The following is a 12,057-nucleotide window of genomic DNA, read 5'->3' as shown; positions in this document are numbered from 1 at the left end:
TCGCCCACCGGCTACCTGCATATCGGCGGTGCCCGCACGGCGCTGTTCAACTGGCTGTTCGCCCGCCGTCACGGCGGCACCTTCCTGCTGCGCATCGAGGATACCGACCGCGAACGTTCGACCCAGGATGCCGTGGACAAGATATTCCAGGGTCTGAAATGGCTGGGGCTGGACTGGGACGGCGAACCGGTAATGCAGTTCGCCCGCATGAAGCGCCATGCCGAGGTGGCGCATAAGCTGCTGGCCGAGGGCAAGGCCTATCATTGCTATTGCTCGCCGGAAGAACTGGAAGAGATGCGCAACAAGGCGAAGGCGGAAGGCCGGCCGATGCGCTACGACGGCCGCTGGCGCGACCGCGACCCGAATGATGCCCCGGTGGGCGTGAAGCCTGTCGTGCGTTTCAAGGCGCCGCAGACCGGCGCGACCGTGATCAGGGATCACGTGCAGGGTGACGTGACTTTCCAGAACGAGCAGCTCGACGACCTGATCATCCTGCGCTCCGACGGCACGCCGACCTATAACCTTTCGGTGGTGGTCGACGATCACGACATGGGCGTGACCCATGTGATCCGCGGCGACGACCATCTGACCAACGCGGCGCGCCAGACCCAGCTTTACATCGCCGCCGGTTTTGCGGTGCCGGATTTCGCGCATATCCCGCTGATCCATGGCCCGGACGGCGCCAAGCTTTCCAAGCGCCATGGCGCGCTGGGCACCGAAGCTTACGCGGATATGGGCTACCTGCCGGCCGCGATGCGCAATTACCTGCTGCGGCTGGGCTGGAGCCATGGCGACGAGGAAATCATCTCCACCGAGCAGGCGCTCGAATGGTTCGGCCTCGACCATGTCGGCCGCTCGGCGGCACGCTTCGACTTTGCCAAGCTGAACAACCTGAACGGCCATTACATCCGCCACACGGCAGATGAGGCGCTGCTGCAGGCCGCCCTGCCCTTCATCGAGAAGCATGCCGGCCGGGCGCCAAACCAGGCCGAGCAGGCGCAGATCAAGGCGATCCTGCCGGCGGTGAAAGAACGCGCCAAGGACCTGAACGAACTGGCCGAGGCGTTGCTGTTCCTGTTCGCCCAGCGGCCGATCCAGCCGGATGCCGCGGCGCAGAAACATCTCGATGATGCCGCGAAGGCGCGGCTGAAGACGATGATCGAGACTTTGAATGATGTGTCCGACTGGACGGCTGCCAATGCCGAAGCCGCAATCCGCAGTTTAAGTGAAATACAGCAGGTCAAGCTGGGCCAGCTGGCGCAGCCGCTGCGTGCCGCCCTCACCGGCCGCACGGTGTCGCCGCCGATCTTCGACGTGCTGGCCGTGCTGGGCCGCGAGGAAACGCTGGCCCGCCTGAAAGACGCGGCGGGCTGACGCCATGCGCCCGCTGCGGCCTCCGGTGCTGATCGTGCCCGGCCTGGGCAATTCCGGGCCGGAACACTGGCAGAGCCACTGGCAGCAGGCGAATCCTGATTTCATCCGCGTCGAACAGGCAGACTGGGATCGCCCCGATCTGAATGACTGGCTGGCGCGGCTGGATGCCGCCATCACCGCCTGTCCCGCGCCGCCGGTGGTGGTGGCGCACAGCCTCGCCTGCGCCCTGACCGCCCACTGGGTGACGCGCCATGGCGGCAATCTGCATGGCGCGCTTCTGGTGGCACCGGCCGATGTCGATTCCGACAGCCACACGCCGCCCGAGACCCATGGTTTCCGGCCGATGCCGCTGACGCGCTTCGCCTGCCCCGCCATCGTTGCGGCCAGCAGCAATGATCCCTTCGTCGATTTTGGCCGTGCCCGCCATTTCGCCAGATGCTGGGGCGCGCGCTTTGTCGATGCCGGCGCCTGCGGCCATGTCAATTCGACATCCGGCCTGGGCGACTGGTCGTTCGGCTATGCCTTGCTGGAAGACTTGTTCGTCGCGGAATGATCCGCAGCGGCCGGATCAGAGGCCGCGGCGACGGGCCTCGGCCTGCTGCGACATGCGGGCCTGATCGGTCATGAACTGCTGCAGCTTTTCCATTGCCGGACGCGGCATCGGATCCTGGCCGCTGAGCATCAAAGTCAGCGCGACGCGGCTGACGCCGATGCGCTGCGCCAGCTGATCGAGCGAAATCGCCGCCGACTTGCAGGCCTGCGACACCGCGACGATTGAGCCTTTCTCGACATAGAAGCGGCCCCACTGCTCCTTTACGTTCAGCTTGGCCGGCAGGCTGGGCATGCCGGTGCTGAAGAGCGGACGCTGGACCGAGATCGCTTCCGGCGCCATCAGGGGCGGAGCGGCCATGCTCGGTGTGGCAGAGAGCTTCGGCGGCGGCGGCGATGGCTGGAATTCATCCAGCCGCGGCGCCTCTTCGATGCTCTGTTCCAGCAGCTTGCGCACTGCCTCGATCATTTCCTGGCTGATCGGCGTCAGATCATGCTCTTCGCCAAAGCGGTCGTAATACTGAGCGATCTCGCTCAGGCGATCGAGCCGGCGCGACAGGAACTCGCGCGAGCCCAGCGGCAGGCGCCGGCCTGAACTGCGGATATTGATCAGGTAGATGCGCGTGGTGTCGAGTTCGAGGATGGTGACTTTCCAGCGGATCTTGGACAGGTGCTTGCGCAGCGGCTTCTGCTTGGTTTCGTCGAATTCCGGGATGCGGCCATCGACCAGATCGACGAAGACATAGAAATGCTCGATCTTCTCGACAAAGCGTTTGTAGTCGGAATAGATGCCGGAAAGATTGGCCGGGTCCTGACAAAAGGCGAGCAGTTCGCGGCTTTGGCTTTCCACCACGCCGACCAGTTTCAGGGTTTCCTGAACAACCGGTTTGATCGCCTGATTCACCGCAGCATCCTGTTCATCCAGTCACGCCGGGGCCACCTGACGCCTCGCATCACAATCGCGATTCGCCCTGCGATGCCTTCGCAACGCTCTTTTTGTGCCAGAAAACCGTTAACACAGCAATACAGGTACTGCTGTAGGTTTACGAACGATTAACCCTGTTTCAGCACCGAGGCAGGCAGGCCGCGGGCAGGCACCGGCGCTGCTGGCGGGGGAGCGGCCGCGGGTGTTGCAGCTGCGGGCGTTGCAGCTGCGGGTGCCGCAGGTGGTTGCGGCTGGGGCTGGGGCTGGGGTTGTGGCTGCGGCATCGCCGCCGCAACAGGCTCAGGCACCGGCAGGTCATGCGGCGCGCAATAGGCGCCGGCACCGCGCAGGCTGCGGCAGTAGGTCATGGTTGCTGCGCGGTCGGGAAACGCGCCGAGCAGCAGGCGCACCACCTTGCCGCGGTCACCACCGAGATCGACCTCGACATAGCGTTTGGGCGCATCCTTCAGCACCGGGAAACGCTCGGACAGCCGTGGCCAGGCCGCTTCGGCTTCGGCCAGGGTTTTGTAGCTGGCGACATGGCCGGCGAAAACATTGGGCGGCGACGGTGGAGGCGGTGGCGGTGGCGGTGGCGGCGCAACCTCGATCACCGGCGGCGGAGCCTCCACCACTGGCGGAGGCGACGGCTGATCGGCGGCACAGGCAACCAGGACCAGCAGGGCACAGACTGCCGCAAAGCGGCGCCCGATGGTGAGTGGCGCCGTCTGCAGCATCATTTCTCGACCAGCTTGAACAGGTTGCGGTCCAGCAGGGCGCTGACGGAGACCGTCTTGGTGCTGCTGGCATCGCGCTCGTTGATCAGCTGCACATGCTTGGCGTCTTCGCCAGGAAACTGGATCAGGCGGGCAACGCGCCAGATAAATCCCTGCCGCTGCTCGAAACGCTGGCCCGGAACAATATCGTCGGCCGTGAACTTTGCCATCGTAAGCACCCTGAATCGCTAGAGTTGCAGGCTAGCGCATTCGCCGTGCAGCGCCAACTCTCGCAACACGGAACAGGCCGGGATGGTCAGGCCGCCTGCTGGATGCGGAACACGAACACGCCGTTCTGCTCTTCTGACGACAGCAGGGTGAACCCCGATGCCTCGCACAGGGCAGCCATGTCGCGCATGGTGTTCGGATCAGTGGCTTCCACCGTCAGCACATCGCCTTTCGCCACCGTCTTCATCGCCTTCTTGGCGCGCAGCACCGGCAGCGGGCAATTCAGGCCTTTGACATCAAGCATCTGACTCATGGGGGCGGATTCCGTCGGCTGGCAGATAATTTAACGGGTAATTTTGTTGATTAATATAATACTTCACTTCCGAGATGTAAATACTATAATCCTCAACCATCCCGTCATAATTGCCGCAACCGCATCCCGCAACCGTATCGCCGAGCCTGTCATGAGTGCCCTGCCCCTGCCCTATCTCGTCAATCTCGCCGGCCTCGTGCTGGGTCTGGCATTCGGTGCCGCCGTGCAGCGCAGCAACTTCTGCACCATGGGCGCGATCAGCGACATGGTGCTGATGGGCGATGGCAACCGGGCGCGCGCCTGGGCGCTTGCCATCGCCACCGCCATGCTGGGCAGCCAGTTGCTGCACCTGTTCGGACTGATCGACCTCAACACCTCAATCTATGCCACCACCAATCTCGGCTGGCTGGGCGCGGCCATCGGCGGCCTGCTGTTCGGCTTCGGCATGGTGCTGGCCGGCGGCTGCGGCAGCCGCACGCTGGTACGGCTTGGCGCGGGCAACCTGAAATCCCTGCTGGTGGTGCTGATGGTCGGCATCGCCGGCTATGCCACCCTGCGTGGCCTACTCGGTCCGGCACGGCTGTGGCTGGAAGGCTGGTCGGTGATCGACCTGAAAAGCCGCGGTTTTCCCAGCCAGACCCTGCCCGATCTGTTCGCCGCCTTTGGCGCCGATGCCAGCCTGCTGCGCTGGATCCTGGCTCTCGCCATTCCGGCTGCCCTGCTGGCCTGGGTATTCAAGGATGCCCGCTTCCGCCGCCAGCCGACGCTGGCCGTTGCCGCCATCGTGATCGGCCTGACCATCGTCGGCGGCTGGGCCGCCACGGGCATTCTCGGCGCCGACGAGTTCGAGCCGGCGCCGCTGGTCTCGATGACCTTCGTCGCGCCGATCGGCAATGCGCTGCAATACCTGATGACCTTCACCGGCGCGACGCTGGATTTCGGTATCAGCACCGTGGGCGGCGTGATTTTCGGCGCCTTCCTGATGGCCAAGGCGGATCGCAGCTTCCGCATTGAAAGCTTCGCCAATGCGCAGGATGTGCTGTCCCATCTGGTGGGCGGCACGCTGATGGGCATTGGCGGCGTCACGGCTTTGGGCTGCACCGTCGGTCAGGGCCTGACCGGCATCGGCACCCTGGCGTTGGGCAGCTTTGTCGCACTTGGCGGCATCGTGATTGGCGGCATCCTGGGGGTCCGCTATCTTGAGGAAGGCAGCCTGCCGGGGGCGGTCCGCGCGCTGTTCGCCCGCGGCTGAGCCATCCCGGCGGGCCCAACGCCGGGAGTGAAAAAACCGATCATGGGTGGTCTTGACGTTTCCTATGCCGGCGCCGCCGGGGCGGGACTGCTGAGTTTCCTCAGCCCCTGCGTATTGCCGCTGGTGCCGGCCTATCTGTGTTTCGTCGCCGGCACCACGCTGGACCGCCTGGTGAATGAGGACGGCGTCGATCCGGAGCTCACCCGCCGCGTCTTCGTCTCGGCGTTGGCCTTCGTGATCGGCTTTTCCACCGTCTTCATCATCATGGGCGCCACGGCCTCGGCGCTGAACCGGCTGATCGTCGAGAATATCGACATCATCGGCAAGGTCGCCGGCGCACTGATCGTGCTGTTCGGCCTGCATTACATGGGCCTGCTGAAAATCCCGCTGCTCTACCGCGAGGCCCGCATCAACACAACGGAACGGCCGACCAACATCGTCGGCGCCTATGTGATCGGTCTGGCCTTCGCCTTCGGCTGGACGCCCTGCGTCGGCCCGATCCTCGCCACCATCCTGACCGTGGCGGCCAGCCGCGACCAGTTGGGCTATGGCGTGTCGCTGCTGGCTACCTATGCGCTCGGGCTGGGCATTCCTTTCCTGCTGGCGGCGCTGGCCGTGAAGCCCTTCATGCGCTTCATGCAGAAATTCCGCCGCCACCTGCACAAGGTCGAGATCGTGGCCGGCGCCCTGCTGGTGATTACCGGGATACTCATTTTCACCAACAGCCTTGGCCAGCTCAGCTACTACATGCTGGAAGTCTTCCCCTGGCTGGCGAAGTTCGGCTGAGTTTTCGCAACAAGTTTTTTTGTTGCGAAAACTGCCTGTGAACATAAGCACTTAGCCCTTTGCCGGATCGACGGCATGCGCTAAGTCGGTGACGTGAACACGATCACCGATGCCTTTCATCTCGCGCTCAACCTGATCTGGCAGTTCGATGCGGAACTGATGCGCATCATCGGCCTGTCGCTGCGCGTCAGCCTGTCGGCGGTGGTGATCGGCAGCATCATTGGCCTGCCGCTGGGCGCCTTTCTCGCCCTGGCGCGTTTCCCCGGCCGCCATGCCTGCATCGTGGTGCTGAATGCTTCCATGGGCCTGCCGCCCGTGGTGGTCGGCCTGGTCGTCTATCTGATCCTGTCGCGCTCCGGTCCGCTCGGTACCTTCGGCTGGCTGTTCACCGCCGCCGGCATGGTGGTGGCGCAGGTGGTGCTGATCACGCCCATCGTCGCCGCTTTATCCCGCCAGGTGGTGGCCGATCTGTGGAGCGAATACGAAGAGCAACTCCGTTCGCTTGGCCTGACGCGGCTCGGCGCCATCGCCACCCTGCTGTGGGATGGCCGCTTCAGCCTGAGCACCGCCGTGCTGGCCGGCTTCGGCCGCGCCATCGCCGAAGTCGGCGCCATCATCATCGTCGGCGGCAACATCGCTGGCGTGACGCGCACCATGACGACCGCAATCTCGCTGGAAACCAGCCGTGGCGACCTCGCGCTGGCCATGGCGCTCGGCATCGTGCTGCTGACGATTGCGATCACCATCAACGCTGCAGCCACCACGCTGGGCAACGCCGCACGGCGTGCCCAGGGGGCCTGAGGTGACGGCCATGCATGCGCCCGCCTCCCTGCTGCCGCTGGTACTCGAGACCGTGCAATACGGCATCAACGGCCAGGCGCTGATCCATGGCATCGATCTGGAATTCCATCCCGGCCCGCCGACCCTGGTGCTGGGGCCGAACGGCGCCGGCAAGAGCCTGCTGCTGCGGCTTTGCCATGGCCTGATCTCGCCCACCGCCGGCCGCGTGATCTGGCATGGTCTGGCGGCGCAGAATCCGGAAGCCCTCCGCTTCGGCCAGGCCATGGTGTTCCAGAAGCCGGTGCTGCTGCGCCGCTCGGTGCTCGCCAACATGCTGTTCCCGCTGAAACTGCGCGGCCTGAATGCCGGCATACGGTTTGCCCGCGCCATGGAGGCGCTGGAGCGTGTCGGCCTCACGGCGCTGGCGCAGCGCCCCGCCCGCGTGCTGTCGGGCGGCGAACAGCAGCGCCTGGCCCTGGCGCGTGCCTGGGCACTGGGGCCGCAGATCCTGTTCCTGGACGAGCCGGCCGCGGCGCTGGATCCGAATGCAACGCGACAGGTGGAAAGCATCATCACCGACATCGCCGCCAGCGGCACCAAGATCGTGATGACCACCCACGATCTGGGCCAGGCCCGACGGCTGGCCGGCGATGTGATCTTCCTGCATCACGGCCGCATCACCGAACGTACGCCGGCCGGAGATTTCTTCGCCGGACCGCGCAGCGCGGCGGCACAGGCTTTCCTCAACGGCGATCTCGTCTGGTAATTCCAACACCGGAGGCATCCATGCAGCGCAGGCATTTCCTTGGCCTTATGGCCGGCATTGCCCTCACCTTCAGCAGCAGCCTTGCCCTGGCCCAGGACAAGTTCATCGTGGTGGCCAGCACCACCTCGACCGAGCAGTCCGGCCTGTTCGGCCATATCCTGCCGCTGTTCACCAAGAAGACCGGCATCGCGGTGCGCGTCGTGGCGCAGGGCACTGGCCAGGCGCTGAAGACCGGCGAGAAAGGCGATGCCGACGTGGTGTTCGTGCACGATCCGGTCGCCGAGCAGAAATTCGTCGAAGCCGGCTTCGGTGTGGACCGCAAGCCGGTGATGTACAATGACTTCGTCATCGTCGGCCCGAAAAGCGATCCGGCCAAGGTGATGGGCAGCCGCAACGTGCTGGACTCCTACAAGAAGATCGCCGCCGCCAAGGCGCCATTCGCCTCGCGCGGCGACAGCTCGGGCACCCACGCCGCCGAATTGCGCATCTGGAAGGAATCCGGCATCGACGTGAAGACTGCCGGAGAAGGCTGGTATCGCGAAACCGGTTCGGGCATGGGCCCGACGCTGAACACCGCCAGCGCGATGAACGCTTACGCCTTCACCGACCGCGGCACATGGCTGAGCTTCAAGAACCGTGGCGACCTGGTGATCGCCGTCGAGGGCGACGTGAAGCTGTTCAACCAGTATGGCGTGATGCTGGTGAACCCGGCCAAACATGCCCATGTGAAAGTAACCGAGGGCAAGGCCTTCATCGACTGGCTGACCTCGAAGGAAGGCCAGGATGCCATCGCGGCCTACAAGATCGGCGGCGAGCAGTTGTTCTTCCCGAACTACAAGCCCGGCCAGAATAGCTGAGTTTACGGACCCGTCGTTTCCTCTTACCATTTGGGAAACAGGAGGAAACGATGGATACCGCAGCCCTGCTGCATGCTTTCAGCGACGCCGTGCAGAAGCGCGACGGCGCCGCCTTCGCTCGTCTGTTCACCGAGGATGCCGTCTATCACGACGTCTTCTATGGCGCCTTCCATGGCCGGGCCAGGATCGCCGAACTGGTGAATGACTGGTTCTACCGCACGGCGGAAGACTTCCGCTGGCACCTGCATGATCCGGTCAGCGACGGCAAGACGCTGTATGCCCGCTATACCTTTTCCTACAAATCGCTGCTGCCCGAGGCGCAGGGCCGGCGCGTGATGTTCGAGGGCGTGGGCATCTACACCCTGCGCGATGGCCAAATCGCCGAATACCGCGAAGTGGCCAATGCCGGCCCCGCCCTGCTCGACCTCGGCTTCCCGCCTGAACGCGTGGCAAAAATCCTCGCCCGCGAAGGCGCCGCGCTGAAGGCCCGGCCGGAGGCCAAGCCGCATCTGGGCTGAAGGCTGGCGCTGGCCCGACTCGGGCGCAATCGGCTATGCAGGCTGCATGTGCGGCCGCTACAGCCTGACCAAATCGCTCGACGACCTGGCCTCGTTCTTCGAGGCCTATGAGCTGATGCAGCGCCCCAATCTGGCGCCGCGCTGGAACATCGCCCCGACGCAGAAAAGCTTTGTGCTGCGCAGTCCGGCCCCCGGAAAGGGTGAACTGGCCCTGCTGCGCTGGGGTTTCGCCGGACCAAACAATGCGCCGCTGATCAATGCCCGCAGCGAAACGGCCGCGAGCAAACCCACATTTGCCGAAGCCTTCGCCAAACGCCGTTGCCTTGTGCCCGCAGACAGTTTCTATGAATGGCAGGCCATCGAAGGGCAGAAAGCGAAACAACCATGGCGCATCGGTCTGAAAGGCGGCGGCCTGTTCGCCTTTGCCGGCCTGTGGCAGAGCGAGCCGATGTATGGCGGCGAGGACTGCTTCACCATCCTCACCACGGCCGCCAACGACTATCTCAGCCCGCTGCATGAGCGCATGCCGGTGATCCTGGCCCGTGAGCAGTTTTCGCTCTGGCTTGATCCCGCCACGCCGCCTACGATCCTGCAGCGCCTGCTGCAGCCCTACCCGGCAGACCTGATGGCGCGTTACCGCGTCACGCCGGTCGTCAATGGCGTGAAGACAGACGGGCCGGAATGCTTCGCGCCGCTCAACCCGGCCCTGAAGGTCGCCTGACGCTTACAGGTTCTGCCCGCCGTCCGCGGCCACCGTCTGGCCAGTGACCCAGCTTGCAGCATTGGAGCACAGGAACAGCGCCAGATTGGCGACCTCCTCCGGTCGCCCCATGCGGCCGAACGGAATGCCCCCAAGAATGGCGTTGTAGAGTTTTGGATTGCCGGTTTTAGCCTGATCCCAGACGCCGCCGGGGAACTCGATCGAGCCCGGCGCGATGCAGTTCACGCGGATATTCTGTTTCGCCAGCGCGGCGGCCTGGGTCAGGGTATACTGGATTAGAGCGGCCTTCACCGCGCCATAGGGCGGCGTGCGCACATTGGCGCCCAGACCCGAGATCGACGAGATATGCAGGATGCAGCCGCCACCGGCCTTATCCATGTGCGGGATGGCGGCGTGGCTGGCACGCACGCTGCCCATCAGGTCGACATTGATCGAGGCGGCCCAGCCGGCCTCGTCATCGGTGCGGCCAAAGCCCGAAGCGTTGTTGACCAGGATATCGATGCCGCCCAAGGCCGCGGCGGCAGCCTCGACATAACCGCGCACGGCGGCGCCGTCGCCCAGGTCGCAGGTGGCGGCATGCACCCGGCCGCCGCAGCGCTTCAGCTCTGCCTCGGTTTCGCGCAGCGCGCCTTCGGAGCGGGCGCAGATCGACACGTCGGCGCCTTCACCGGCAAAGGCGAGCGCAATCGACCGGCCAATGCCACGGCTGCCGCCCGCCACCACAACGCGCTTGCCCTCCAACCCGAGTTCCATGCCGGCCTCCATTTTTCTGCCGGCGACAGCTTCATGGAAACCATTCCGTCATGCAACTGCCGCCGTACAACCTTGTCGGACTCTGGTATGCTTCTTGCTGCCATTTCAGGATCGCCATGTCGCCCTATGCCGCCAGCCTGAACGGAACCCGCCATGTCTTCGCCGATCTGAAGACATTGCTGGCCTGCGCCTCGCCTTTGCGCTCGGGCGACCAGTTGGCCGGGATCGCAGCCGAGAGCGACGAGCGCCGCGTGGCGGCGAAACTGGCGCTGGCCGACCTGCCGCTGCGCCGCTTCCTCGACGAGGCCGTGGTGCCCTATGAGCAGGACGAGGTGACACGGCTGATCATTGACAGCCACGATGCGGCCGCCTTCGCGCCGGTCGCCACGCTCACCGTGGGCGAATTCCGCGACTGGCTGCTCTCGTATCAGGCCGATACGGCAACGCTTACGGCACTGGCGCCGGGCCTGACGCCCGAGATGGTGGCCGCCGTCTCCAAGCTGATGCGCAACCAGGACCTGATCGCCGTGGCGGCGAAATGTCGTGTGGTCACCGCCTTTCGCAACACGCTGGGTCAACCGGGCCGGCTGGCCAGCCGGCTGCAGCCCAATCACCCGACCGACGACCCCGAGGGCATTGCCGCCGCTTTGCTGGATGGCCTGCTGTTCGGCATCGGCGACGCGGTGATTGGCATCAATCCGGCCAGCGACAGCGTGTCCGATGGCATCCGGCTGCTGGAGTTGCTGGAGGCGATCCGCCAGCGCTTCGACATCCCGACGCAGAGCTGCGTGCTGGCCCATGTGACGGCCACCCTGCAGATGATCGAACGCAACGCACCGGTTGATCTGGTGTTCCAGTCGATTGCCGGCACCGAGGCCGCCAACAAAGGCTTCGGCGTCGATCTCGCCGTCCTGCGCGAGGCGCGCGAGGCGGCACTGGCGCTGAAGCGCGGCAGCGTGGGCGACAACGTGATGTATTTCGAAACCGGCCAGGGCAGCGCATTGTCGGCCGATGCCCATCACGGCGTGGACCAGCAGACCCTGGAAGTGCGCGCCTATGCGGTGGCGCGTGCATTCAGGCCGCTGCTGGTCAATACCGTGGTCGGGTTCATCGGCCCGGAATACCTGTTCGATGCCAAGCAGATCATCCGCGCCGGCCTGGAAGATCATTGCTGCGGCAAGCTGCTTGGCCTGCCGATGGGCGTCGACGTCTGCTACACCAACCACGCCGAAGCCGACCAGGACGACATGGACAGCCTGATGACCCTGCTGGGCACGGCGGGGGTCAATTTCCTGATCGCCGTGCCGGGCGCCGATGATGTGATGCTGAACTACCAGAGCCTGTCCTTCCACGACGTGCTTGGTCTGCGCCACCTGCTGAAACTGCAACCCGCGCCGGAATTCGAGGCATGGCTCGGCCGCATGGGCATGCTGGACACGACCGGCCGCCTGCCGCCGCCGGATCAGGCCGTCTTGCGCCGGCTGAGTGGATTGACGACATCATGAACGACGTGACCAGGGAT

At 64.9% G+C, this 12,057-nt stretch carries 15 protein-coding genes; 10 read left to right on the top strand and 5 right to left on the bottom strand.

What is annotated here, in order from left to right:
* A partial coding sequence (gene gltX / locus Q1J79_RS21065; RefSeq protein ID WP_300304793.1) for a glutamate--tRNA ligase occupies nt 1–1,374 on the top strand: 1,374 nt, incomplete at its 5' end.
* Nucleotides 1,375–1,378: 4 nt separating this feature from the next.
* Complete coding sequence (locus Q1J79_RS21060) at nt 1,379–1,927, top strand: alpha/beta hydrolase (RefSeq protein WP_300304788.1); 549 nt, start codon at nt 1,379–1,381, stop codon at nt 1,925–1,927.
* A 15-nt stretch (nt 1,928–1,942) separates the two neighbouring features.
* Here the strand turns inward: Q1J79_RS21060 and Q1J79_RS21055 are convergent, their stop codons facing one another.
* The 4 genes from Q1J79_RS21055 to Q1J79_RS21040 form a co-directional block, all read right to left on the bottom strand.
* Entirely contained in the window at nt 1,943–2,827 is an 885-nt protein-coding gene (locus tag Q1J79_RS21055; protein WP_300304785.1) for a hypothetical protein, read from the bottom strand.
* A gap of 149 nt (nt 2,828–2,976) precedes the next feature.
* Nucleotides 2,977–3,585 (bottom strand): hypothetical protein, encoded by a 609-nt coding sequence (locus Q1J79_RS21050; RefSeq protein ID WP_300304782.1) that lies wholly within the window; start codon nt 3,583–3,585, stop codon nt 2,977–2,979.
* Nucleotides 3,582–3,791, bottom strand: a complete 210-nt coding sequence (locus Q1J79_RS21045) for a hypothetical protein (RefSeq protein ID WP_300304779.1) — start codon at nt 3,789–3,791, stop codon at nt 3,582–3,584. Before Q1J79_RS21045 ends, Q1J79_RS21050 begins: the two co-directional genes overlap by 4 nt.
* Nucleotides 3,792–3,877: 86 nt before the next feature.
* Entirely contained in the window at nt 3,878–4,102 is a 225-nt protein-coding gene (locus tag Q1J79_RS21040; RefSeq protein ID WP_300304776.1) for a sulfurtransferase TusA family protein, read from the bottom strand.
* 151 nt (nt 4,103–4,253) lie between these two features.
* Here Q1J79_RS21040 and Q1J79_RS21035 point away from each other — a divergent pair, with 151 nt between their 5' ends.
* From Q1J79_RS21035 to Q1J79_RS21005, 7 genes are all read left to right on the top strand, one after another.
* Complete coding sequence (locus Q1J79_RS21035; protein ID WP_300304773.1) at nt 4,254–5,354, top strand: YeeE/YedE family protein; 1,101 nt, start codon at nt 4,254–4,256, stop codon at nt 5,352–5,354.
* A 42-nt stretch (nt 5,355–5,396) separates the two neighbouring features.
* Complete coding sequence (locus Q1J79_RS21030; protein ID WP_300304770.1) at nt 5,397–6,140, top strand: cytochrome c biogenesis CcdA family protein; 744 nt, start codon at nt 5,397–5,399, stop codon at nt 6,138–6,140.
* Nucleotides 6,141–6,233: 93 nt separating this feature from the next.
* Nucleotides 6,234–6,941 (top strand): ABC transporter permease, encoded by a 708-nt coding sequence (locus Q1J79_RS21025; RefSeq protein ID WP_300304767.1) that lies wholly within the window; start codon nt 6,234–6,236, stop codon nt 6,939–6,941.
* A gap of 10 nt (nt 6,942–6,951) precedes the next feature.
* Complete coding sequence (locus tag Q1J79_RS21020) at nt 6,952–7,686, top strand: ATP-binding cassette domain-containing protein (RefSeq protein WP_300304764.1); 735 nt, start codon at nt 6,952–6,954, stop codon at nt 7,684–7,686.
* Between the two features lie 20 nt (nt 7,687–7,706).
* Nucleotides 7,707–8,543 (top strand): extracellular solute-binding protein, encoded by an 837-nt coding sequence (locus Q1J79_RS21015; RefSeq protein ID WP_300304761.1) that lies wholly within the window; start codon nt 7,707–7,709, stop codon nt 8,541–8,543.
* Nucleotides 8,544–8,593: 50 nt separating this feature from the next.
* Nucleotides 8,594–9,061: a nuclear transport factor 2 family protein gene (locus Q1J79_RS21010; RefSeq protein ID WP_300304758.1), complete on the top strand. Its 468-nt coding sequence runs from the start codon at nt 8,594–8,596 to the stop codon at nt 9,059–9,061.
* Nucleotides 9,062–9,107: 46 nt separating this feature from the next.
* On the top strand, nt 9,108–9,782 hold the full coding sequence (locus Q1J79_RS21005; protein ID WP_300304755.1) for an SOS response-associated peptidase: 675 nt from the start codon (nt 9,108–9,110) through the stop codon (nt 9,780–9,782).
* Nucleotides 9,783–9,785: 3 nt separating this feature from the next.
* Here Q1J79_RS21005 and Q1J79_RS21000 read toward each other — a convergent pair whose 3' ends face one another.
* A complete protein-coding gene (locus Q1J79_RS21000) occupies nt 9,786–10,535 on the bottom strand; it encodes an SDR family NAD(P)-dependent oxidoreductase (RefSeq protein ID WP_300304752.1) in 750 nt (249 codons plus the stop codon).
* A 116-nt stretch (nt 10,536–10,651) separates the two neighbouring features.
* Between Q1J79_RS21000 and Q1J79_RS20995 the strand changes: the two genes are divergently transcribed.
* Nucleotides 10,652–12,040 (top strand): ethanolamine ammonia-lyase subunit EutB, encoded by a 1,389-nt coding sequence (locus tag Q1J79_RS20995; protein ID WP_300304796.1) that lies wholly within the window; start codon nt 10,652–10,654, stop codon nt 12,038–12,040.
* Nucleotides 12,041–12,057 lie beyond the last annotated feature (17 nt).

Source organism: Ferrovibrio sp., from assembly GCF_029255545.1.
In the GTDB taxonomy this organism is placed as follows: Bacteria; Pseudomonadota; Alphaproteobacteria; order Ferrovibrionales; family Ferrovibrionaceae; genus Ferrovibrio.
This window is presented reverse-complemented; position numbering and strand designations above follow the sequence as displayed.

What these genes read in the sequence shown, in the direction of transcription:
- Q1J79_RS20995 (WP_300304796.1), top strand. Translation starts at nt 10,652, where the DNA reads ATGTCGCCCTATGCCGCCAGCCTGAACGGAACCCGCCATGTCTTCGCC.
- Q1J79_RS21010 (WP_300304758.1), top strand. Translation starts at nt 8,594, where the DNA reads ATGGATACCGCAGCCCTGCTGCATGCTTTCAGCGACGCCGTGCAGAAG.
- Q1J79_RS21040 (WP_300304776.1), bottom strand. Translation starts at nt 4,102, where the DNA reads ATGAGTCAGATGCTTGATGTCAAAGGCCTGAATTGCCCGCTGCCGGTG.
- Q1J79_RS21050 (WP_300304782.1), bottom strand. Translation starts at nt 3,585, where the DNA reads ATGATGCTGCAGACGGCGCCACTCACCATCGGGCGCCGCTTTGCGGCA.
- Q1J79_RS21015 (WP_300304761.1), top strand. Translation starts at nt 7,707, where the DNA reads ATGCAGCGCAGGCATTTCCTTGGCCTTATGGCCGGCATTGCCCTCACC.
- Q1J79_RS21060 (WP_300304788.1), top strand. Translation starts at nt 1,379, where the DNA reads ATGCGCCCGCTGCGGCCTCCGGTGCTGATCGTGCCCGGCCTGGGCAAT.
- Q1J79_RS21035 (WP_300304773.1), top strand. Translation starts at nt 4,254, where the DNA reads ATGAGTGCCCTGCCCCTGCCCTATCTCGTCAATCTCGCCGGCCTCGTG.
- Q1J79_RS21030 (WP_300304770.1), top strand. Translation starts at nt 5,397, where the DNA reads ATGGGTGGTCTTGACGTTTCCTATGCCGGCGCCGCCGGGGCGGGACTG.
- Q1J79_RS21000 (WP_300304752.1), bottom strand. Translation starts at nt 10,535, where the DNA reads ATGGAACTCGGGTTGGAGGGCAAGCGCGTTGTGGTGGCGGGCGGCAGC.
- Q1J79_RS21020 (WP_300304764.1), top strand. Translation starts at nt 6,952, where the DNA reads ATGCATGCGCCCGCCTCCCTGCTGCCGCTGGTACTCGAGACCGTGCAA.
- Q1J79_RS21005 (WP_300304755.1), top strand. Translation starts at nt 9,108, where the DNA reads ATGTGCGGCCGCTACAGCCTGACCAAATCGCTCGACGACCTGGCCTCG.
- Q1J79_RS21045 (WP_300304779.1), bottom strand. Translation starts at nt 3,791, where the DNA reads ATGGCAAAGTTCACGGCCGACGATATTGTTCCGGGCCAGCGTTTCGAG.